Origin of the sequence: Candidatus Pelagibacter sp. HIMB1321 (assembly GCF_900177485.1) — a bacterium.
Taxonomy (GTDB): Bacteria; Pseudomonadota; Alphaproteobacteria; order Pelagibacterales; family Pelagibacteraceae; genus Pelagibacter.
Window position 1 is genome coordinate 33,339 of sequence record NZ_LT840186.1, and the last position, 23,119, is coordinate 56,457.

Below are 23,119 nucleotides of genomic sequence, written 5' to 3' on the forward strand. Positions count from 1 at the left end.
ATACATATTATGTCAGCTGAAAAAAAACATGATTATCATCTAGTAGATCCAAGTCCCTGGCCAATCTATGTATCATTTTCATGTTTAGTTTTAGCAATTGGTTCAGTTTATTATCTTCATAGTGATGTTTCATGGGGCATGTATGTTGGGTTTGCACTATTAATTTATGGTGCTTACATGTGGTTTAGAGACGTTGTTATAGAGGCCGAACATCAAGGGCATCACACGCCTGTAGTTCAAATACATCATCGTTATGGAATGACATTGTTTATCGCTTCAGAAGTAATGTTTTTTGTAGCATGGTTTTGGGCATATTTTGATGTGAGTTTATTTCCAAATGAATTTGTTGGTAACGTTTGGCCACCAAAAGATATTGAAACTTTTGACCCTTGGGACATACCTTTAATAAACACTTTAATCTTATTACTTTCGGGAACCACAGTTACATGGTCTCACCATGCTCTGATTGAGGGTGATAGAAAAAGTTTTATTCAAGGATTATGGCTAACAGTAATTCTTGGTTTTTGTTTTACTCTTTTACAAATTTATGAATATCAACACGCAACATTTTCTTTTTCAGATCATATTTATGGCTCAGTATTTTATATGGCAACAGGTTTCCATGGCTTCCATGTCTTAGTTGGAACGATATTTTTAGCTGTATGTTTGGCAAGAGGAAAAAAGGGACATTTTACAAAAGATCATCATTTTGGTTTTGAAGCTGCAGCATGGTATTGGCATTTTGTTGATGTAGTTTGGTTATTCTTATTTGCAGCTATATATATCTGGGGAAGTTAATCATTAATCCTTGAGATATAAGTTTTTATTTTCTGTTTTTGTTTTCTTTTTTATTTTTATTTTTATTTCTTTAGGAACATGGCAAATGATAAGATTAAACTGGAAGTTAAATCTTATCTCAGAAATTGAAATTTCTCTTACTAAACCGCCTGTTGATTTGTTAAATAGTGAGAAGAAAAATTTTTTAAGAATAAAAACTTCAGGTGAGGTTGATTATGACAAGCAGATTTATCTCTATAATTTGAACGAAGAAGGAAAGCCCGGGTTTGAAGTAATAAATCCAATTATGATAAATACAAAAAATTATCTTATAAATCGAGGTTGGATAACATTTGATCAAAAAAACTCTTTAGAGATAAACAATTTAGATGAACAAAATATAATTGGTGTTTTAAAGAAACAAAATAAAGCCAATATTTTCAAACCAAAAAATGATATTAAAAAAAATTATTGGTTCACACTAAACCGTGATGATGTATTTTCTTATACTGGAAAAAATTTTTCTGAATATGTAATTTATTTAGATGGAAATTACCAAATTCCTAAGCCAAAAAAAATTGATGCTAATATTTCAAATAATCATAAAAAATATGCACTAACTTGGTTTTCGTTAGCGATTTCAATTCTTTTATTATATTTATATTTTAGAAAAAAAAATTATTAGATGAACTACGTCAGTACTAGAAATAAATCAAAAGTTTTCAAATTTAAGGATGTCTTTCTAAAAGGCCTTGCTGATGATGGTGGATTATTTGTTCCTGAAGTTGAATTTAAGTTTAATGATGAACAACTAAACTCTTTAAAAGGCTCAGATTACAATCAATTAGCTAAAGAGATAATATCGCCATTTGTTGATGATTTTATTAATGATCATGATTTGACTAAAATAATTGAAAAATCTTATTCTTCATTCAGAAAAAATAATGTGATTGATTTAATAAAAGTTGAAGACAGATTTATTCTTGAGCTTTTTCATGGACCAACATTAGCTTTTAAAGATGTTGCGATGCAATTATTAGGAAATTTCTATGAATACTATTTAGAAAAAAATAATGAAAAGATTAATATTGTTGTAGCAACTTCTGGAGATACTGGAGCAGCAGCAATTGAAGCAATAAAGGGTAAAAAAAATTTAAATATATTTGTTCTTCACCCCCACAATAGAATCTCATCAGTGCAAAGAAAAATAATGACTACAGTCAAAGATAACAATGTTTTTAACATTGCTATTAATGGAAACTTTGATGACTGTCAAAACCTTGTAAAATCAATGTTTGAAGATAGGAATTTTTCTAAATCAATAAATATGTCGGGAGTTAATTCCATTAATTGGGCTCGAATTATTGCACAAAGTGTTTATTATTTTTACAGTTATTTTTTGATTCAGGACAAAACAAAGCCAATAAATTTTTCAGTCCCAACAGGCAATTTTGGTGATGTTTATGCTGGTTACCTTGCAAAAAAAATGGGACTGCCAATTAATAAGTTGGTAGTTGCCACAAATCAAAATGATATTTTACACAGAGCAATCTCTGAAGGAAAATATGTATCAGAAAAAGTTTCTGAAACTTTATCTCCAAGTATGGATATCCAAATAGCAAGTAATTTTGAAAGATTAATTTATGATTTAAATAATAAAGATGACAAACTAACAAGTAGTATAATGAAATCTATCAAAACGGATGGGTTGTACATAATTGACGAAACTACTCTTAAAAAAATTAATTCAGATTTTCTGTCAGCTAGTTTAAATGAAAATGAAGTATTGAAAACAATAAGTAATGTTTATACTAAGAATAATTTAATTTTAGATCCTCATACAGCAATAGGTTTTGCTGCATTTGAAAAAGTAAAATTAGATGGCAATAATATTGTTTTAGCAACAGCTCATCCTTCAAAATTTCCAGATGCAATTAACAAAGCAATTAAAATGAATGCAGAGTTACCAAAAGAACTTCAATATGTTTTGAGTGAAAAAGAAAATTATGATATTATTGAAAATAATCTTGAAAGTATAAAAAAACACATAACAGAAAGAGTAAAATGAATTTAAAAGAAAATGATCAAATACCTAATTCTGAGATATTTATTTTTGAAAATAACGCACCAGTCAAAAAAAATTTACATGATTTACTAAAAGGAAAAAATGTAGTGTTATTTGGTCTGCCTGGAGCTTATACATCTGTATGCTCTGCAAAACATTTACCAGGTTATGTTAATAATTTTAATCAATATAAGGAAAAAGGTGTAGATCATATTATTTGTATTTCTGTTAACGATCCATTTGTAATGGATGCATGGGGAAAAGAGCATAAAGTAGAAGATAAAATTATAATGATGGGAGATCCTTTTTTAAATTTTACCAAATCTATAGGAGCTGATGTAGATAAAAGTGAGCGAGGTCTTGGAATACGTTCAAATAGATACACAATGTTAATTGATGATCTAAAGGTTGTTAAATTACAAGAAGAGAAAGATACGGGTTCTTGTGAAATTTCAGCTGCTGAAAATTTTTTACAACTAGTTTGATTTAGCCGCATCTTTTGCAAGAGCGTCAACTTCTTCATTTAAAGTATTGCCAGCATGGGCTTTTACCCAATGCCACTCAATATCGAGAGATTGCGTTAACTTATATAAATTTAACCAAAGATCTTTATTTTTTACATCTTCCTTCTTAGATGTCTGCCAATTATTTTTAATCCAATTATGTATCCAATTGGTAATACCCATTTTTACGTACTGAGAATCTGTAAAAATTTTAACTTTCTTTTTTTTGTTAATCTTACCTAAAGCTTCGATTGGAGCCATTAATTCCATGCGATTATTTGTAGTATTCTTTTCAGACCCACTAATTTTTTCAATCTTTCCATCATCATTAATTATAGCTGCCCAACCACCATTTCCTGGGTTTTCTAAACAAGAACCATCAGTATAAATCTCAATCATTAGTTTAGATAATCTCTAAAAGTTTTTAGTTGAGTATGAGCTAAAAGTTTTTGGTAATATTCTCTTGGATCTTTAATTTTAATTAGTGCAGTTTTTGGTGTGTTTGAAAAATCATACAATCTAGTTAAAAGATATCTAAATGCTGAACCCAAACATAATATATTCAAATATTTTTTCTCATTAGAATTAAATTTTCTAACTTTTTCATATCCTTTAAGCAAAGAATTTACTTTATGTTTATTGATTTTGAATTGATTTTTTTTATCATCAAAACATAGTGCATTAATACATATTGCAACTTCGTACATATAGAATTCATTTGAAGCAAAATAAAAATCGATTATCCCTGAAATTTTATTTTTTTTAAAAAAAATATTATCTATAAATAAATCTCCATGAATAATTCCTTTTGGCAAATTTTTTGGCCAGCTTTTTTTTATTTCAACAAATGTTTTTTTAAGATCTTTATTAATATTTTTAGCAAATTTTATTTTTTTAAAATTTATACTTTCGAGAAGCTTTGGCATATTTTTCATACCCATTGAATTTTCTCTTTTTATTTTAAATCTTTTTGTGATTTGATGCATTTTCGCAAGTATTTTGCCAACCTGATAACAATTTTTTGTAGTTAAAATTTTTTTGTCTTTTCCATCTAAAAAAGTGACAATACAGGCAAGTTTACCTTTAATCTTAAATAGATATTTATTTTCTAAATTTTTAATTGGTTTTGGACAATTTATTTTTGATGAATTCAATAAATCCATTAATTTCATAAAAAAAGGTACATCTTTATTAGCAACTCTTTTTTCAAATATTGTTAAAATGTACTTTGCTTTTTTTGTTTTTAATAAATAATTAGTGTTTTCTATTCCTTTTTTAATCCCAATGAAGCTAGTAATTTTCTCTAAATGAAAAATTTTATTTATGTTTAAAATATCTGAATGATTTATTTTAGTATATACAGCCATTAATTTAATTTTTTCGGAACTTTGAATACAATATCTTCTTTGATAATTTCAACTTCTTTTATTTCTAATTGATATTTTTGATTTAGTTTATCTAAAAAATCATTCACTAATATTTCAGGAGCTGATGCTCCAGAAGATACACCTATAGTTTCGCAATTATTGATTTTATCAAATGGAATAACACTTTCTGAGTGAATTAAATAAGATTCTACACAACCAGATTTTTGAGCTACCTCGACTAGTCTTACTGAGTTAGAAGAGTTTCTGCTACCAATGACAAAAAACATGTCACATTTTTGAGCAATATTCTTTACAGCTTTTTGTCTATTTGTCGTTGCGTAACAAATATCTTCTTTGACTGGTTCTTTAATGTTTGGAAATTTTTTTTTTAAAACGTTTATAATATTAATTGTATCATCTACAGATAAAGTGGTTTGTGTAACATACGCTATTTTGTCTTTGATTTTTGGTGAATAATTTTCTGCCTCATTTTCATCTTGAATGAGATCAATAGAGCCTTTTGGTAATTGGCCCATAGTTCCAATCACTTCAGGATGATTTTTATGCCCAATTAATATTAAATGAAATCCCAGCTTATTTAAATTTTCAGCTTCTCTATGAACTTTAGAAACTAGGGGGCATGTAGCATCAACATATTCCATATTGTGCTTCATTGCATCTATGGACACATGCTTCGGAACTCCATGTGCTGAAAATATAACAGGTCTTGTTTTATCAGAAATTTCCTCTAGTTCCTCAACAAAAATTGCCCCTTTTGATTTTAAATCATCAACTACATATTTGTTATGGACAATTTCATGTCTCACATAAACAGGAGAGCCATATTTTTTTAATGATTTTTCTACAATCTCAATCGCTCTTTCAACACCGGCACAAAATCCTCTTGGAGCAGATAAAAGTATATTAAGTTTTTTGTTTTTCATTTTTTTCTAATAAATATTCCAGCAATATATGTGGAAAGGTCAAAGACGCCAAACCAATAAAGATAACTTTAATAATTGCATCATCTAATATGACTTTAAAATTAAGAAAATAAAGTGAGATCAATGCAATTATACCTGTAAGTATAGTTAAAGGAGCTGATTTAATCGTAAACAATTTTACTCCATTTAAAAAATTTTCTTTATCTAATTCAAAAATTAAATTCACCATGTGCCTAATAGAATGCAAGAAACAAAAATAAATTGTGAAAGCTATTAGTGGAGAAAAATAAAAGTTAACCAATAGAATTGAGACATAATCAATAAAAATTATTATTTTCTTTATTTCATAATTTTTTAAAAAAAGATAAATATTTGCTAAAGTGCTTAAGCTAAGAGCAAATAGAAATATCTTAAGCTCCTCTAATTTACCTAATATTAAGTAAAAATTTTCATCATCTATTAATAACAACTTAAATAACTCAATTGTTTCAGTTAAATGAAAAAATAAAGGTGCAAAAATAATCAATGAACCTTTTAGTGTGAAAAATAATTGATTTGAGTAATTATTTGAACTTATTAAAAATTGTGTATCCTCCTTACCAAAATGGTAAGTGGCTACAATTAGAAATAAGGCTAGTAAGTATGTTGGAAAGCTGAGCCACAAAATTATAGTCAAACAAGCAACAAAGATATAAGCAATATAAAAATAAAAAGTATTCTTTATATTATAGTATTCTAATAATCTTTTTCCTTTTAAATGATCTAGAGATCCATGAGTAACACCTATTAATAATATTAAAATTAAGCATACAAGTGGGGAAATAGAAAAATTAAAAAATATTAAATTTAAAGAAATAAGTATATTAACAAGTAAAAAAAATATAAATGAATGATTAAGATTTATTTTTTTTATCATAAAAAAATTTAAAAAAGTTCTTTAACAAACATCCATTTAGGCATTTTAGAAATTATTTGGATGTCTTCTATTATATTACTTTTGTTGGATAAAAAATTAATTATAGAAGAGTTTCTTACACTAAACATTCTATAGAATACTTCAGGCATTTTTTGTGGATTGTTACTCAAAACTTTTAAAAATATTTTATCTAAAAATTGATATTTGTTAGAAATAATATTTGCTTTTAATCTATGAATATTATTTAGATTTTTTCTGATAAATTTTGAGTGTTCTTGAATGTTAAGAAAAGTGTAACCAGTACTTAGTCTTGTTAAACCACCCGCTGTTCCGATATCAATTTGGTTTAATCTCTTAACATTGTTAGCATGGAATAGGGGGATTGCACCTTCTTCTTTAAAAATAACTTTGTACCTTTTTATATTTAAACGATTTTCTACATAATCTTTTAATTGTGCTTTATAACTATCAACAGATCTATGGTTCAAATTTGATAACCATGTACTTTCAACAAGTGCATTTTTTTTTGAAAATGGAAGTGTATAAAAGAAATGAACACTATCATCTTGTTCACAATCAAAATCCATTAAATTAAATATTTCTTCATCAAAAAAATCTTTCTCAGTTTCGATTTCTACCCCGCTGAAGTGTTGCCATAATTTTTCTTTAGTATTTTCAAAATCTGGAACACTATTAAAAATTGTTGAATTTTTTATCTCTATTTCATTAATATTATCAAAGAATTGAATATTCTTGTTTTTTTTTAAAGTTCCTAAAATTTTTTCATAAAACAAGCCACTATCAATAGTTTGATATGGGGCAAAAGTACAATCATGGTATTTTGTTTTTTTTGGAAGATTTATTGAAAAATTATTCCAACTTTTTTTTACACAATCTTCAAAATTATGATCAAAAACTTTCCAAAAAGACCACGTCTTATCTTTTTGATATTTATCTCTGGGTTCTACAATAGCTAGAGTTTTGTCTTTAAGTTTATTTGTAATCTCTAATTCATATGCAAGAGATAGTCCAGAACATCCTCCACCAATGATTATATAATCAAATTCTTTCATCAAAATTAACTAATTCATTTATATTTTTGTAATTTAAATTATTTCTTTCACTATTATTCTTAATTATAATTAATTTAATAAAATCATAAATTGAAAATATAGTTTCTAAAGTTTTTTCAAATTTATTCACATAAATTTTTCCTGATTTTTTGTAAATTTCAAAGTTATCAATTTTTAAAATTTTACGACCTATTCTTCTATAAACTCTTCTTGCAACTAAAATTGCAAATCTTAAATTAATTGGAATGTCTTTTATTGAGTAGAATGAATTATTATAAAAAACTTCTGAAACCTTAATTGTAGCCTTGATATCCTCCATTGAGTGATTAATATAAAATCTATTATTAATGCTATCTTCAATTACATCTCTGGATATATTAGTTAGCTGCATAGCTATCCCTAAATTTACTGCTGCTTTGAGTGATAATGGAGATGTAACTCCCAAAATTTTGGCCATCATAAGTCCAACAGTACCAGCCACTTGATAAGAGTATAATAATAACTCTTTTTCTGAATTTAGTTCTATTTTTTTTTTAATATCAAATTCTATTCCATCAAATAAATCATTTATTATATTTCTAGAAATATCATATTCTTTTTCTAATACTTTCATGTCTTCAATTATAAAATTATTAGAAGTATTAATTGAATATTGATCTTTAAAATCCTTAAATTTTCTTTTTTTATTTTCTATTGTGTCTTTTTCATCCGCAATATTATCAAGAACTCTACAGAAGCTATAAAGTTTAGAACAGCTTTCATAAGTATTTTTTGGAAGAAAAAAACCAGCCCAATTGAAAGATTTAGCGTAAATCGATAAATAATTTTTTTTAGACATTATAGAATTTTGTCTAGGACTTTTGCAGAAGATAATACTCCTGGTACACCCGCACCCGGATGAGATCCTGCTCCAACAAAATACAAACCATTATAAACCTCAGATTTATTATGAAATCTAAAATAAGCAGACTGAGTAAATTTTGGCTGAATAGAAAAACCTGATCCATGTTTTGTATTGAGTTCATTCTCAAAATAATCTGGTGTTAAATAAAAATCTTCTACAATATTTTTTTTTAAATTTGGAAGAAGATGTTCCTGCATTTTTTCAATAACAAGATTTTTGAGTTTCTCACCTTCAATTTTCCAGTCTATTTTAGATTGATTATTAGGCACTGGGACAAGGACATAAAAACAGTCATGATTTGGTGGTGCCATAGATTTATCTGTTGCAGTTGGTCTGTGTAAGTAATAACTTATGTCATTATTAAGTTTTTTATTATCAAATATATCATCTAAATGTTCCTTATACTTGTTTCCAAATTTTATAGTATGATGTTCTATTTCATTATAAATTTTTTTTGTCCCAAAATAATAAACAAATAATCCCATTGAGTAATCCATTCTTTTTTTTTTCCATCTAAATAAAAAACTCTCATTACTTTTATCAATCATTTTTTCATAAACAGAAGGGGGGTCTGCATTACATATAACATTATTAGCTTCAATAAATTTACCGTCACTTAGCCTTATGCCATTAACATTATTTTTATTTGTATTAATTTCAGACACCTCATGCCCTTTTATTATCTGAATTCCTTCTTCATTCATTAGTTTTTCTAATCCACTTATTATATTGCCAGTACCACCCATAGAATAATGAATTCCCCATTTTTTCTCTAAGTATAAAATCAATCCATAAATTGACGTTGTGGTAAATGGATTACCACCCACCAATAATGGATGCATACTTAACATCCTTCTTAATTTCTCATTTTTTATATATGAAGAAACAAGTGAATAGACAGACTTATAACTTTTTAGTGCTAAAAGAGATGGCAATTGTTTAATCATTGTAAAAGGTTTATCAAAAGGAACATCTGCTAATTCTAAATAACCTTTATCAAATATTTTTTTTGTAAATTTTACTAATCTTGAATATCCATCAACATCTTTTTTTTCAATTTGTTCAATTTGTTTCTCCATTTCAATTTCATTTCCAGAATAATTAAATTTTGAGTTATCCTCAAAAATGAATTGGTACCAGGTTTTAAGGGGTGTTAATTTAATGTAATCTTTTGAATCTTTATTGAATAAATTAAACAACTCATCAATTAAATAAGGGGCTGTAATAACTGTTGGTCCACCATCGAATGTAAATCCATTTTTTCTAAATACTCTAGCTCTACCACCTAGATCATTGTGTTTTTCGATTAATGTAACTTTATGATTTTTTGCTTTCAAACGAAGTGCAGCAGCAATTCCACCAAATCCAGAGCCGATAACAACTGATTTCATGAATACAATTTATAGTTTTTTAAAAAAATTGTAAGATTATTATGAGTTAATTTTTTTTAACTCTTGTTTTGTCTCATCAAGATTTTTTTGAAATAAATTATCTAGCTTGGATGAGTCTACTGATGTGGTTATTATCTTTTTTACAGAGTCTACAGCTATTTTAATTGATGCATCCTTGATTTCTTTGATAGCATTTTCTTTCATTTGATTAATCTTATTCTCAGCTAAATTTTTTTTCAAATCAGATGATTTATGAAATTTGTCATTTAACTCGATAATTAATCGATCACTGTCTTTTTTTGCTTGTTCGAGAATTTCATTTTTTACATCTTGAGCAGTATCTAGTTTGTTTTGTGCATTATCTAACAAAGTTTTTGCTTCAGTTCTTAATTTTTCACTTTCATCTATTTCATTCCTAATATCTAGTATAAGTTTGTTGAGCACCTCGTTTATTTTGTTAGGTATTTTTAAATATATTAAGCCACCAAAAAAAATGACAAATGAAACCGCTACCCAAAATGTTGCATCAATTGCCATAATATTTATCTCCATTTCTTTTTGACAAATCGTCTACGATCGCTGAAATACTGCTATTATTCACCTCAGCACCAATTAGTTTTTGAGTTAGTTCAGAGGCAGTTTCAATTGCAATTTTGTTAATTTTTACTGGCGCACTTTTTCTTAATTGATCAATTTCATCCTCAGCTTTTTTAACTTCTTCATGGATTTGCTTGTCTAAAACTTCTCTTTTTGCATTAATATCTTTTAATGCTTTTTCTCTAGCTTCATTGAAAATATTTTTTGCCTCGTTTTTACTTTTTAAAACAATTTCTTCATATTCTTTTAACTTAGCTTCACTTTCTTCTCTTTGTTTGTCTGCAGCCTCAATATTATCTGAAATCTGTGATTTTCTAGATTCTAAGTTAGCACTTATCTTCGGCAATATTAGTTTTGATAAAACTACATACAAAAGACCAAATGTTAAAGTTAACCAGAATATCTGAGAAACCCAAAACTCAGGATTTAATTGAGGCATACCTCCACTTTCAGCAGCAAAAACTTTCTTCTCAACAAGAAAGCTAAAAGTTACTAACTGAAAAATAATTTTTTTAATCATTCAAATCTAAAATGCAAAGAGAATAATTAAAGCTACTACTAATCCAAATAGACCAGTTGCTTCTGCAAGTGCAAATCCTAATAGCAAGTTTGGAAATTGTTTTTGAGCTGCAGATGGATTTCTCATCGCACCAGACAAATAATTTCCAAAAATTATTCCGATACCTACACCAGCACCCGCTAGAGCGATTGCTGCAAGTCCTGCACCGATCATTTTTGCTGCTTCTAATTCCATTATATCCTCCTATATTAATTAATGGTGTAAATTTAATGCATCATTTAAATAGATGCAGGTTAAGATTGCAAAAACGTATGCTTGAAGAAAAGCAACTAATATCTCCAAGCCTGTTAAAGCAACCGAAAAACTCAGTGGAAGCCATCCACCAACTATTCCAAGGCTAATCACAAAGCCTCCGAAAACTTTCATCATAGTGTGACCAGCCATCATATTTGCAAATAATCTGACTGATAAACTTATTGGTCTGCTTAAGTAAGAAATTATTTCAATCACAACAATAAGTGGAAGTAGCACCGCTGGCACTCCACTTGGAACAAATAATTTTAAGTAACCAAACCCATGCTTAATAAAACCAATTATTGTTACTCCTATGAATATAAATGCTGCTAACATGAAAGTAACAATGATATGACTAGTAACAGTAAATGTGTAAGGGATCATACCAAACATGTTGCAGAATAAGACAAACATGAATAAAGAAAATATAAAAGCAAAGTACGGTCTTGCCTTTGATCCTGCTGTATCACCAATCATCTTTGAGACAAAGGTGTAGCTGAGTTCAGCGAGCAGCTGGAGTTTGTTTGGCAAAAGAGAATTCCTTTTTGATCCTAAGTTAAAAATTATCAAAATTGCAACTGTACTGACAACCATGAATAAGCTTGCATTTGTAAATGAAATATCAAATGCACCAATTTTAATTTCGGGACCAATTCGATAAACCTCGAATTGTGTCATCGGATTTCCTGCCATAAAAAATTCTACTTTTGCATTTTTTTTGCGGATCTGATCACGTTAATTATGCCTGCAACCACACCAACAAAAAAAAATATTATAATTAACCAGGGCTTAGTACCAAAGGTCTTGTCTAAAATAAACCCAATAATTGTCCCAACAGCTACTGCAGAGACTAATTCTGTGCTTAATTTAAAAGCGGCACCAATAGAAGATGAATTTTGATTATTTTCATTTAAATTTTTCTTTAAAAGCTTATTTTTTGCAATCTGTAAGCGAGTTTTAAATTGATCTTTTGACATTCAAATTTAAGCGACCATGCTCTCTGCTTTTTGAAGGTCGACTGCTACTAGCTGGCTTATTCCTTTTTCTGGCATGGTTACACCATAAAGCCTATCCATTTTAGACATGGTCAAAGCATGGTGAGTTACTATTATAAATTTTGTACTCGTAATTTTTGTAAGCTCTTCAAGCAGACCACAAAATCTTGTTACATTAGCGTCATCAAGCGGCGCATCAACTTCATCCAAAACACAAATTGGGGATGGGTTGGTTAAGAATACAGCGAAAATTAATGATAGGGCAGTTAGTGCTTGTTCACCACCTGATAATAAAGTTATAGATTGCAATCTTTTTCCTGGAGGACTTACAAGCATTTCAAGACCTGCTTCAAGTGGATCATCAGAGTCTACTAATTCTAATTTTGCATTTCCACCATTAAACAACTTTGTATACACCTCATTAAATTTTCTATTAACTTTTTCAAATGCCTCTATTAGTCTTTCCCTACCTTTTTGATTTAATTCATTAATACTTTCTTTAAGTTTAATAATTGCAGTAACTAAATCTGCTCGATCTTGCTCCATTTTTTTAATTTCGACTTCATATTTGTTTGTTTCTTCATCAGCTTTTAAATTTACAGATCCAAGCTTTTCTCTTTCTTGTTTTTTTTTATCTAATAAATCTTCTTGATCAATATGATTTGGCAATTCTTCAACACCATTTAAATTAGAATTTTCTAATAAATTATCTTCATTTAGATTTAATTCTGAACTAATTCTATCTAATAAATCTGATTTTCTTTTTTTAAGACCCTCAATAGTAGCTCCTGAGCTAGCTTTCCTTTCTCTAAATTGTATAGATTGCTCTTGTATTTTATTTAATTCATTTCTTAAATTTTCAATTTTTTCATCAGTTTCATTAATAATTATTTCATTATCACTTTTTTCTTTTTCTGAGATTCTTAAATTTTCAGATATCTGTCCTTTTCTTTCTGCTTGAGTTCTTGGTTGATTTTCTAGTTGCTCTAATTGTTGGTTGAGCTTATTTTTTCTTTCAGTCAATTCATTAACCATTTTTTCAGAACTACTTAAAAGATTTTTCCAACTTTCTATTTCTGTTTCAATTGTTTTAATTCGCTCATTTCTTTTTATCGACTCTTTTTTAATAGATTGATTTTTACTAAAAGCATCTGCATATTTTTCTTGTAGTATCTTTATATTTTTTGATTTTTCATTTACACCTATCAGGTCATTTCTACTTTTATCATCTTTGATATCTTTTAAAAAATTATCAAGTTCAATGTTACATCTATCTAATAATGTAAGTGCCTGATTTATTTCATTACTCTCAATTAATTCTTTAGCTCTAGTGATGGTATTTTTTATATTTTTTATTGGGCCTAAACTAATATTAATAGTACTGTCAGCTATATTATTGACTACCGCATCAACTTCTTTCTGTTCTTGATCTAGTTTATTTTTAGCATTCTCAAGATCTTCATTAGATAATTTTTCAGTTTCAAAATATTTAGAGTCGATTTCTATTAATTCACTTTTTTCTTCCTTGAGACGTTTTTCATTAGAATTTGCATCAATAATTATGCCTCTTTCTCTTGAAATATCTTCTTCTAAAGTTTTTAAAGACTCTTTTATAGACTGTATTTCATCTTGAATTCTTGTATTTTCCTCGTCTAAACTTTGTAACTCTAAATTTAATCTTTGAATTTTTGATAAATTTTCAATATTTTTTTCTCTCAGCGGATTTACTTTATCAGTTTCAGATTTAATTTGCTTTTCAAACTCTGATATCTTTTCATTGAAACCTGTAACTTCACCCTCAGCTTCATTATTTATTTCATTCTCTATAGTAATTTCTTTATCTATATCTATTAATTTTAAATAATAGAGACCAGCCTCTACTTTTTTTATTTCTTCAGAAATAAGCTTATATTTTGTTGCTTCTTCAGCTTGCTTTTGAAGATTAGCAAGTTGTCTTTCTTGTTGTCTTCTTAGTTCGTCTGCTCTTTTTAAATTACTTTCAGCAGCATTTAATCTTAATTCTGCTTCGTGTCTTCTAACATGAAGACCAGATATACCAGCCGCCTCCTCCAAAATTGCTCTTCGATCAGTTGGTTTAGCTGTCACTAAAGCCCCAATACGTCCTTGACTTATCATTGAGGGAGAATGAGCACCAGTTGATAGATCAGCAAAAAACATTTGAGCATCTCGTGCCCTAACTTCTTTGTCGTTAATATAAAATTTTGAACCTTTATCTTTTTCTATTTTTCTTCTGACATGAACCTCATCTAATTCACGGTATTGTATAGGACCTTCATTGTTTGGATTGCTTACCGATATAGACACTTCTGCAATATTTTTTGAGGCTTTATTTGAAGTACCAGAAAATATTACATCTTCCATGCCCGAGCCCCTCATGCTTTTAGCAGAGGTTTCTCCCATAACCCATCTCAACGACTCTACTATATTTGATTTACCACAACCATTAGGACCCACTATTCCAGTTAGACCTTTTTCGATTAAGAAATTAGTTTTATCGGCAAAAGATTTAAATCCATTCAGCTGGATTTTTTTAAACTCCATGCACTAACTTATATCAGTTTTTCTAGAGTTTTTTTTAAATTTTTATAATTTAGAGATTTTTCAAACTTTTTATCATTAATTATAATCGTAGGAGTAGCATTTACTTTGAATTTTTTAGCGCCCTCGATTCGATCATTCAAAACAAAATCTTCAATATTTTTATTAGACGTACATTTATTAAAATCAATTGTAATGCCTTCTGATTCTAAAAATTTTTTTAAGTTTTCATTAACCTCGTTAACAGTTTTGCCCTTGATCCACTTTGGTTGATTAAGATACAAAGTATTTAAAATGTCTGAGTTACCATCATTTTTACATTGAGCAATTTTTGAAGCATTAAATGCAGCTATATCTAATGGAAAATGTCTAAATTCAATCTTTGCAAGACCTTTATCGATGAAATCTTTTTTTAAATCTGGCAACACATTAATGTGAAAATTTGCACAATGACTACAAGTTAAAGATTCGTAAGCAATAATACTAATTTTGGCATCTTTATTACCAATTATAATTCTATTAATATCTTTTGAACTATCTGCACTAACAATTGAAAATTGGAATAAAATTAACAAGAAAAGTGCAATAATTTTTTTCATTTTTGTTTAAATACTTTTGTAAGCTCTATTAATGATTTTTTAATCTTATCATTTTTAATATCATTTATCTTAGTTTGATATTTCTTAATTGTCACATTTTTTTCAGTGTCATCATCTGAGGTAAAAATGTTCTGATCATCATCAAAACTAATAAATTTTAGTTTTTCAACAACAGAATATCCAAAAAAACTATTCATCTTATCCATGATATCTTTTTTTGAGTACTCCATATCAACTTCATGACCTCTTTTTACCATAACTAGCAAAGTACTTACTCCAAATCGATTGGAATTTTTAAAAGATTTTGGATAACAAATTTTGAATAACTTTTCACCGACAATATATTTCCAGTTATTTAAAGTTTCAGAATAAATATGACCTTTTTTGTTAATAATTTTTTTAACATTTTTTGGCAAAGTATCTCTAAATGATCTTAAGCCTTGAATGACTGAGTTTCTCTGCTTAGTATTATTTTTTGATTGCATATGAAAGATCCAACAATAACAAATAAAATTCTTAAATGGTACGATTTAAATAAAAGATCTCTTCCATGGAGAAAAAAAGTTTCTCAAGAAAAAAAGGAATATTACACACTTATAAGTGAATTTATGCTGCAACAAACCCAAGTTGCTACTGTCATACCTTACTTTCAAAGATTTATAAAAAGTATCGCAAATATAGAAAAGTTATCTAAGTTTAATGATGAAAAATTGATTAAGCTATGGGAAGGTCTTGGATATTATTCAAGAGTAAGAAATTTAAAAAAGACAGCACAAATTGTTGTTAAAGATTTTGATAAAAGATTACCTCAAAGTTTTATAGATTTAAAATCTCTTCCTGGTATTGGAGACTATACAGCAAGTGCTATCTCTGCAATTGCATTCAATAAACCATTAATTCCTTTGGATGGAAATATTGAAAGAGTGTTGAAAAGACTTTTGTATTTAAAAAAACAAAATCAAATTAAAAAAGAAAATTTACAAAAGTACAAAAAAGTCTTTGGAATTTCAGTTAATAGATCTAGTGATTATGCCCAAGCTTTAATGGAATTAGGAGCCTTAATTTGCAAGCCCGTAAATCCATTATGTAAACAATGTCCAATATTAAAAAAATGTGAGTCATTTAGAAATCAAGATTTTGAATTAGTAAAAATAAAAAAAAAAGACAAACAAACTTTTTATAAATTAAATGTTTATAAAAAAAATAATCAATATCTATTAATTAAGAATGATAAATTCAAATTTTTGAAAAATTTTGATATCTTTCCAATGGAGGAATTAATAAGCCCTAAAAATTTCAATAAAGATTTGAATTTCAAAATATCAAATATGAACATGAATATTAAGATTGAATACAAAAATAAATTTAATTTAGATGGTAATGTTAATTGGATTGATCCTAAAAAACTTCAAAAGTATACACTTCCAACTTTTACAAAAAAAATAGTAAAATTTTTAGAAAATCAAAAATGAAAAAAATAGCAATAATTGGAGCAGGTATTTCAGGTTTATACCTAGCAAATTTGTTTAAAGGCAATAAAGATTATCAAATTACAATATATGAGAAAAAAAAATCAATAGTTACAGAGGAAGGTTATGGAATTCAGTTATCTGTGAATAGTATTAAGCTTTTGAATAAAATAGGCTTTAATTCATTACCTGAGGAAGAAAAATTTAATCCAAAGAAAATTGATTTTTATGAAATAAGAAATTCAAAAAAAATATGTGATCTAGAAATTTCGAAATTTAATTCTGAAAATTGTAAATATACAACTTTAAAAAGATCAAAACTTCTTCAGTTTTTAAAAAACAATTTAGGGGATGACGTAATTAGATATAACCACAGTGTTAATCAAATTGAATATGATAATGATTTAATAACTCTAAATTTCGATAATCATAAAATCAATTGTGATTATTTAATTGTTTCAGATGGAGTTTTTTCAAAAGGCAAATCCTTGATTTCAAATAACCAATCTAAACCCATTTATAATAATTGTGTTGCCATTAGAGCCAACATCTCAAAAAATAATCTTCACAACATTAATAATGAAAATATTTCTTTATTTTTAGGGGCAAATTTTCATTACGTAGTTTATCCATTAAATAGAGATCAAAACTTAAATTTTATAGGAATATTGAAATATAGATTAAATTCCAATGAACAAGCAAATCAAAAACTAAATGAAGAAAGTTATTTTATAGAAGCTATAAAAAGTAAATTAAATCAAAAAATTTCTGCCTCACTTTTTGAATGTCTTCAAAACGTTAAACTATTTCCAGTTTTTGTAAGTAAAAATTTTTACAATGCTCCTCAAAATACATTTTTAGTTGGAGATGCTTTTTTTGCACTTTCTCCTTCTTTTGCCCAAGGTGCTTCGCAATCAATAGAAGGGAGTTATGAATTATATGAGAGTATATTAAATAATCTTGATTTTCATAACAAACGTATGCAAAGAATAAAAATGATTAATAATCGGTCAAATTTTAATCAATTCGCTTTTCATTTATCAAATCCAATAATGACTTTGTTTAGAAATATTTCTTTAAAACTTTTAACTAAGAATAAAAAATTTTTAGAAAGTTATTTAGGCAAAGTTTATAAAAATTAATTTTTTGAAATAAATTTTTGTCTTAGATAGTCTATTGGATGTATTCTTCCATTGATATCACAATGCCAATAAGTCCATCCATTACAGCTTTCTGCGCCTAAAATTGTTGCTGCAACTTTGTGAATAGAGCCTTCTGCTTGATTATGTTTGATACTTCCATCAGCCATAATTCTTGCAGTTATCTTTTTTTTGTTATCAAATATACTCGTACCTGGTTTAATAATTCCCAATTCAACTAATGACCCAAAAGGAATTCTTGGCTTTGATCGATTGTTTTTGAGTGTATCTAGTAAATTATCTTCAAAAGGCTTTGTATTTTTTAATCTTTGTTCTGCAGCTTTAAAATAATTTTTTTCTTTTTCTATACCAAAATAATTTCTTCCTAATTTCTTAGCAACCGTAGCAGTTGTTCCAGAACCTAAGAATGGATCTAAAATCATATCCCCTTTATTTGATGTTGCTAATAAAACCCTATGGAGCAATGACTCTGGTTTTTGGGTTGAGTGAATTTTTTTTCCATTTTTTTTTAATCTTTCAGTCCCATTACAAATTGGCAGATCCCAATTTGATCTCATTTGAAGATCATCATTTAAGCACTTTAAAGATTGATAATTAAATGTGTATTTAGATTTTTCACTCTTTGAAGCCCAAATTAAAGTTTCATGCGCGTTAGTAAATCGAGTTCCTCTAAAGTTTGGCATTGGATTATTTTTATTCCAGATGACATCATTCATTATCCAAAATCCTAAATTTTGAATAGCTGTACCGACTCTAAAAATATTATGATAACTACCAATAACCCAAATTGCTCCATCCTTTTTTAAAATTCTTTTACATTCGCTAAGCCAATCGTATGTAAATTCATCATATTTTTTAAAACTCTCGAATTGATCCCACTTATCATTTACAGCATTTACCTTAGATCTATCTGGTCTAGTTAATTCAGTTTTGAGTTGTAAGTTGTATGGTGGATCTGCAAAAATTAAATCAAAAGTTTCACGTGGAATTTTTTTTAATTCCTCTAAGCTGTCTCCGTTAATAATTTTATTTTTGAACTCAGTTTTCATTTATAAAAATGAATTAGACTCCAAATGGATTCTACGGTCAACCTGAGATTGAAATATTTGGATTCGACTTGTGCTAACCTTATGGATGATAACTAGATCTTGTGTATAGATATTTTCGAAACAGGTGCAAAAGTTTTTCTATGGTATTTTGTAATACCTAATTTCTTTAAAGCTTTTAAGTGTTGTTTTGTGCCATACCCAAAATTTTTATCCCAATAATAACCTTTATTTTTTTTTGACAAAGAAATTATAAAATTGTCTCTAGCTACTTTTGCAATAATTGAAGCTGCTGAGATTGCTGGTATTTTCTTATCTCCTTTTATGATGGCTTTTATTTTATAATTATTCATTAATGGTACTTTGTTACCATCAACTAATACTTGTGAAGGTTTTTTTTTAAGTTTTTTTATTGCTCTCTTCATTGCAAGTAAACTTGCCTGAAGAATATTAATTTTATCAATTTCATCTTTGGATGATTTTGCTATAGCCCAAATAGAATTTTTTTTAATATATTTTGACAATATTTCTCTTTTATCTTTTTTAATACTTTTAGAGTCTTTCAGTATTTTAAGATTAACATTTTTATTTAAAATAACAGCAGCCGCATAAACAGGACCAATTAAACTGCCTCTACCAACTTCATCAACACCAGCGATAATTTTCATTAAAATTTTATTTTTAATTCTAAAATTTTTTGTCTGATTTTTTTTAAGTCTTCCCACGAAAATTTTTTGTTTTCAGGAAATCGGATTAGATAAGAGGGACTGAATGTTATCATTAAAAGATATGTTTTATTATTTAGTATAATTTCTTTCCACTTACCTCTTTCATTAGAAATTCTTTCATTGGATGAGATAACAGCCTCCATTGCAGTACTTCCAAATAGGATGATAATTTGTGGGTCAATTATCGAAATATGTTCTTTTAAAAAAACAGAGTATCTTTTAATTTCCCGAGATGTTGGTTTTCTATCCTCTGGCGGTCTAAAATTTATGGCATAAGTTGAGTAAATAGAATTTTTTTCTATATTAATTGCTTTAAGCATTTTCTCTAGCAAGGTCCCTGATTCACCTTGGAAAGTTTTTTCTGTTTTTTCTTCTTCAACACCAGGGGCTTCTCCTACAATCATTATAGGACTACTGATGTTACCATCACCAAAAATTAATTTCTTTGCATTATCTTTTAGATTACAATTTTGAATTGAATTAATATGTTTTTTAAGCTCCAAAATTTTTGTATTTTTATCTAGTTTATTTTGATTGTTTTCAGTTTTTGGAATTCTAAATCTATTTAAGGGTTTATCGCTAAAAATAAAATTTGGCTCTATTGAATTTAACAATTCTTCCCTATAAGACATATTTTGATCTAAAAATTTTTTGGTCATAATAGCTAATCTATATGTTTAAAAAAAAAATTATAATCATACTTATTTCTGTCTTACTGTATCAGAGCCCATTATTATCTAAAAGTACTAGTTTTGATGAATTTAGTTCAAGAAATTTATCAAAATATTTTTCTGGAATTGTAGCATTAGAAAATAAGAATAATTCTGAGGCACTAGATTTTTTTAATTCCTCTAAAATTCTTATAAATCAACATGAACCATATTTAGAAAGGTTAGTTACAACATTAGTTTTGGAGGACAAAGTTCCTCAGGCAATCAATTTTATAAGGATAAATAGTGAAAAAAGTAATTCACAATTTTTTGAAGCTTATATTTTATTAGCTTTAGATAATTTGAAAAAAAATAAAATTAATAAAGCAATTGAAGTTTTATCTAAAATTCCAGAGGATTTTAAAAGAGACAGATTTAACTTTATTATTACGAATTCATTAATTCAGTATGCAAATGTAATTAGAGATAAAGAAGTTAAAGTAGAGAAAACAAATTTTGGTAATTTATCTCTGATATCTGAAACTTTTCAAAGATGTTATTTAGATGACAAAAGTACAGATACTTTTTTTTCCAAATTGATTAACAATGTTCAAGCAGATTATTCAAGATATATCTTTTTTTATTTAACACACTTGATTGAAAAAAATAGAATAGAGGATGCCAAAGAAATAACTCAAGGATTAGACTATGTAAATACAACTTTGCTATTATCTCAAGGCAAAAGCTGGGTCGAAAGAGATCAAATTAAAGAATTTAGTAAAGTTTTCTCATGCACTAATCATAATGATATTATAGGAGAGTTTTTATTTTTAATTTCTAATTTATTTTCTTCTCAAAATGAATTTGAAAAATCAAATTTTTATTTAAGTTTATCGACTTATTTAAATCCTAAATTTGTATTTAATTTATCATTGATTGCAGAAAATTTATATCTTAATCAAGATTATGAAAAATCTAAAAATATTTTAAAAAATTTTAATAAAAATCAAGATTTTTACTATTGGTATAGATCAAAGAAAGAAGCACAAATAATTACCAAGACCAGAGACAAAGACGAGGCATTAAATTATATCAGATCAAAATTTGATAAAATTGAAAATCCCAATGATAAATTTATTTTTGATATTGCAAATTTTTATAAAAATTCAAAAAAGTACGAAACTGCAATTGAGTATTATTCTTTAATTATTAATAAACTAGATGATGATAGCGAAGTTAAAGCAGATTTATTGTATAGAAGAGGGGGAAGTTACGAGAGATTAAAAGATTATGAAAGTGCAGATAAAGATTTATTAGCTTCTCTTAAAATAAAACCAAATGATGCTTACGTATTAAATTATTTAGCTTACTCTTGGCTTGAAAGAGATTTTCAAATTAATGAAGCTATTGAAATGCTTGAGAAAGCTTATGAAAAAGAAAATAATGATCCATATATAATAGACTCTATAGGTTGGGCTTACTATTTGGTGGATAATTTTATAAAAGCTGAGCAATTTTTAAAAAGAGCTGTTCAGCTAATGCCAGATGACCCTATAGTCAATGACCACTATGGCGATATTCTTTGGAAGTTAGATAGAAAAATACAAGCTCGTTATTTTTGGTCTATGGTACTTGAGATGGAAGATGTGGAAGAGGACTTGTTAGATCAAATTAAAGATAAATTGATTACAGGCCCTAAAAACTCATAATGAGTTATATAAAAATTAAATCTCATGCCAAAATTAACTTAGCTTTAAATATACTTGGCAAAACAAAAACACTTCACAAAATAGAGAGTATAGTGAGTTTTTTAGATTTACATGATGAAATCAAAATAAAAAAAATTAATCAAAAAAATAATAAAATCAAATTTTTCGGAAAATTTTCGAAGGGGATAAAATCTAAAAATACTGTTTCTGAATTATTAAAGAATATTGAGAAAAAAAAATTATTTAAAGAAAAATTTCAAATTACTATAAAAAAAAATATTCCCTCTGAAGCTGGGTTAGGAGGAGGATCAATGAATGCAGCCAGCGTTCTAAATTTTTTTATTAAAGAAAAATTATTAAAAAGAAAAAAAGAAATTTTAGAAATAGCAAATGCAATTGGTTCTGATGTTGTTTTAGGTTTGTACAAAAAAAATTTAGTTTTAAAGTCTAATAATGAAATTAAGGTCATACCTTCCAAGAAAAAATTTAATATTTTGCTTGTTAAACCAAGTTTTGGTTGCTCTACAAAAAGAATTTATTCAAAGGTAAAAAAATTTTATAAACCAGAATTTAATACCAAAATTAATGATTTGATGAGATCAGATTTTTTAAGAGAAAAAAAAAATGATTTAGAGCCTATTGCAATTGAGAGCTATCCAAAACTTAAAATCCTTAAGGATTTTTTAGACAAATTACCTAACACTGAATTCGTCAGAATGACAGGATCAGGATCTACGATTATTGCTTATTTTAACTCTTTAAAAAAATGCAAGGAAGCATCAAAAAAAGTAAGTAAACAATTTAGAAATTACTGGTGCAAAACTTCAAAAACTATATAAATTTATTTTTTTTG

At 27.2% G+C, this 23,119-nt stretch carries 26 protein-coding genes; 8 read left to right on the forward strand and 18 right to left on the reverse strand.

Annotation, left to right across the window (positions count from 1 at the left end; translation table 11 throughout):
• Positions 1-9: 9 nt before the first annotated feature.
• The 4 genes from B9N70_RS00185 (at position 10) to B9N70_RS00200 (ending at position 3,327) form a co-directional block, all read left to right on the forward strand.
• The gene (locus tag B9N70_RS00185) at positions 10-798 is read left to right on the forward strand and encodes a cytochrome c oxidase subunit 3 (protein ID WP_085113807.1); all 789 of its coding nucleotides are present in this window, start codon (positions 10-12) and stop codon (positions 796-798) included.
• Positions 799-883: 85 nt separating this feature from the next.
• Positions 884-1,462, forward strand: a complete 579-nt coding sequence (locus B9N70_RS00190; protein WP_231909397.1) for an SURF1 family protein — start codon at positions 884-886, stop codon at positions 1,460-1,462.
• Positions 1,463-2,845, forward strand: coding sequence for a threonine synthase (thrC, locus tag B9N70_RS00195; protein ID WP_085113809.1), 1,383 nt, complete (start codon positions 1,463-1,465; stop codon positions 2,843-2,845).
• A complete protein-coding gene (locus B9N70_RS00200) occupies positions 2,842-3,327 on the forward strand; it encodes a peroxiredoxin (protein ID WP_085113810.1) in 486 nt (161 codons plus the stop codon). The genes thrC and B9N70_RS00200 overlap by 4 nt, the downstream gene beginning before the upstream one ends.
• Here the strand turns inward: B9N70_RS00200 and rnhA are convergent.
• From rnhA to B9N70_RS00275, 15 genes are read right to left on the reverse strand one after another with little or no spacing between them, the layout of a single operon-like run.
• Positions 3,319-3,744, reverse strand: a complete 426-nt coding sequence (gene rnhA, locus B9N70_RS00205; protein WP_085113811.1) for a ribonuclease HI — start codon at positions 3,742-3,744, stop codon at positions 3,319-3,321. The two genes, B9N70_RS00200 and rnhA, sit on opposite strands and share 9 nt — an antisense overlap.
• On the reverse strand, positions 3,744-4,712 hold the full coding sequence (locus tag B9N70_RS00210; RefSeq protein WP_085113812.1) for a homoserine kinase: 969 nt from the start codon (positions 4,710-4,712) through the stop codon (positions 3,744-3,746). The genes rnhA and B9N70_RS00210 overlap by 1 nt, the downstream gene beginning before the upstream one ends.
• Complete coding sequence (gene ispH, locus B9N70_RS00215) at positions 4,712-5,656, reverse strand: 4-hydroxy-3-methylbut-2-enyl diphosphate reductase (RefSeq protein WP_085113813.1); 945 nt, start codon at positions 5,654-5,656, stop codon at positions 4,712-4,714. Before ispH ends, B9N70_RS00210 begins: the two co-directional genes overlap by 1 nt.
• Positions 5,637-6,572: a Brp/Blh family beta-carotene 15,15'-dioxygenase gene (locus tag B9N70_RS00220; protein WP_085113814.1), complete on the reverse strand. Its 936-nt coding sequence runs from the start codon at positions 6,570-6,572 to the stop codon at positions 5,637-5,639. Before B9N70_RS00220 ends, ispH begins: the two co-directional genes overlap by 20 nt.
• A gap of 8 nt (positions 6,573-6,580) precedes the next feature.
• A complete protein-coding gene (locus B9N70_RS00225) occupies positions 6,581-7,645 on the reverse strand; it encodes a lycopene cyclase family protein (protein ID WP_085113815.1) in 1,065 nt (354 codons plus the stop codon).
• Positions 7,632-8,483, reverse strand: coding sequence for a phytoene/squalene synthase family protein (locus B9N70_RS00230; protein WP_085113816.1), 852 nt, complete (start codon positions 8,481-8,483; stop codon positions 7,632-7,634). The genes B9N70_RS00225 and B9N70_RS00230 overlap by 14 nt, the downstream gene beginning before the upstream one ends.
• Positions 8,483-9,940: a phytoene desaturase family protein gene (gene crtI / locus B9N70_RS00235; protein WP_085113817.1), complete on the reverse strand. Its 1,458-nt coding sequence runs from the start codon at positions 9,938-9,940 to the stop codon at positions 8,483-8,485. The genes B9N70_RS00230 and crtI overlap by 1 nt, the downstream gene beginning before the upstream one ends.
• 39 nt (positions 9,941-9,979) lie before the next feature.
• Positions 9,980-10,492: a F0F1 ATP synthase subunit B family protein gene (locus B9N70_RS00240; RefSeq protein ID WP_231909398.1), complete on the reverse strand. Its 513-nt coding sequence runs from the start codon at positions 10,490-10,492 to the stop codon at positions 9,980-9,982.
• Entirely contained in the window at positions 10,467-11,057 is a 591-nt protein-coding gene (locus B9N70_RS00245; protein ID WP_085113818.1) for a F0F1 ATP synthase subunit B family protein, read from the reverse strand. The genes B9N70_RS00240 and B9N70_RS00245 overlap by 26 nt, the downstream gene beginning before the upstream one ends.
• A gap of 6 nt (positions 11,058-11,063) precedes the next feature.
• Positions 11,064-11,291 (reverse strand): F0F1 ATP synthase subunit C, encoded by a 228-nt coding sequence (locus B9N70_RS00250; RefSeq protein ID WP_006997791.1) that lies wholly within the window; start codon positions 11,289-11,291, stop codon positions 11,064-11,066.
• Positions 11,292-11,309: 18 nt separating this feature from the next.
• Positions 11,310-12,044 carry a F0F1 ATP synthase subunit A gene (locus B9N70_RS00255; protein WP_085113819.1) on the reverse strand — a complete coding sequence of 245 codons (735 nt, stop codon included), beginning with the start codon at positions 12,042-12,044 and terminating at the stop codon, positions 11,310-11,312.
• Between the two features lie 8 nt (positions 12,045-12,052).
• Positions 12,053-12,328, reverse strand: coding sequence for an AtpZ/AtpI family protein (locus B9N70_RS00260; protein ID WP_085113820.1), 276 nt, complete (start codon positions 12,326-12,328; stop codon positions 12,053-12,055).
• Between the two features lie 6 nt (positions 12,329-12,334).
• A complete protein-coding gene (locus B9N70_RS00265) occupies positions 12,335-14,908 on the reverse strand; it encodes a chromosome segregation SMC family protein (protein ID WP_085113821.1) in 2,574 nt (857 codons plus the stop codon).
• Between the two features lie 8 nt (positions 14,909-14,916).
• Positions 14,917-15,504 (reverse strand): thioredoxin domain-containing protein, encoded by a 588-nt coding sequence (locus tag B9N70_RS00270; RefSeq protein WP_085113822.1) that lies wholly within the window; start codon positions 15,502-15,504, stop codon positions 14,917-14,919.
• Positions 15,501-15,989, reverse strand: coding sequence for a DUF721 domain-containing protein (locus B9N70_RS00275; RefSeq protein ID WP_085113823.1), 489 nt, complete (start codon positions 15,987-15,989; stop codon positions 15,501-15,503). The genes B9N70_RS00270 and B9N70_RS00275 overlap by 4 nt, the downstream gene beginning before the upstream one ends.
• Between B9N70_RS00275 and B9N70_RS00280 the strand changes: the two genes are divergently transcribed.
• Complete coding sequence (locus B9N70_RS00280; protein ID WP_085113824.1) at positions 15,990-16,976, forward strand: A/G-specific adenine glycosylase; 987 nt, start codon at positions 15,990-15,992, stop codon at positions 16,974-16,976.
• The gene (locus tag B9N70_RS00285) at positions 16,973-18,115 is read left to right on the forward strand and encodes an FAD-dependent monooxygenase (RefSeq protein WP_085113825.1); all 1,143 of its coding nucleotides are present in this window, start codon (positions 16,973-16,975) and stop codon (positions 18,113-18,115) included. Before B9N70_RS00280 ends, B9N70_RS00285 begins: the two co-directional genes overlap by 4 nt.
• On the opposite strand, the gene B9N70_RS00290 is transcribed toward B9N70_RS00285, so the two are convergent.
• The 3 genes from B9N70_RS00290 to B9N70_RS00300 all read right to left on the reverse strand — a co-directional run bounded on the left by B9N70_RS00290 (position 18,112) and on the right by B9N70_RS00300 (position 20,566).
• Positions 18,112-19,182, reverse strand: a complete 1,071-nt coding sequence (locus B9N70_RS00290) for a site-specific DNA-methyltransferase (RefSeq protein WP_085113826.1) — start codon at positions 19,180-19,182, stop codon at positions 18,112-18,114. The two genes, B9N70_RS00285 and B9N70_RS00290, sit on opposite strands and share 4 nt — an antisense overlap.
• 92 nt (positions 19,183-19,274) lie before the next feature.
• Positions 19,275-19,847 (reverse strand): ribonuclease HII, encoded by a 573-nt coding sequence (locus B9N70_RS00295; RefSeq protein WP_085115096.1) that lies wholly within the window; start codon positions 19,845-19,847, stop codon positions 19,275-19,277.
• Positions 19,847-20,566 (reverse strand): uracil-DNA glycosylase, encoded by a 720-nt coding sequence (locus B9N70_RS00300; RefSeq protein WP_085113827.1) that lies wholly within the window; start codon positions 20,564-20,566, stop codon positions 19,847-19,849. Before B9N70_RS00300 ends, B9N70_RS00295 begins: the two co-directional genes overlap by 1 nt.
• A gap of 14 nt (positions 20,567-20,580) precedes the next feature.
• Between B9N70_RS00300 and B9N70_RS00305 the strand changes: the two genes are divergently transcribed.
• Together B9N70_RS00305 and B9N70_RS00310 are read left to right on the forward strand one after the other, a co-directional pair.
• The gene (locus B9N70_RS00305; RefSeq protein WP_085113828.1) at positions 20,581-22,266 is read left to right on the forward strand and encodes a tetratricopeptide repeat protein; all 1,686 of its coding nucleotides are present in this window, start codon (positions 20,581-20,583) and stop codon (positions 22,264-22,266) included.
• On the forward strand, positions 22,266-23,105 hold the full coding sequence (locus B9N70_RS00310) for a 4-(cytidine 5'-diphospho)-2-C-methyl-D-erythritol kinase (protein ID WP_085113829.1): 840 nt from the start codon (positions 22,266-22,268) through the stop codon (positions 23,103-23,105). The genes B9N70_RS00305 and B9N70_RS00310 overlap by 1 nt, the downstream gene beginning before the upstream one ends.
• Positions 23,106-23,119: the final 14 nt, after the last annotated feature.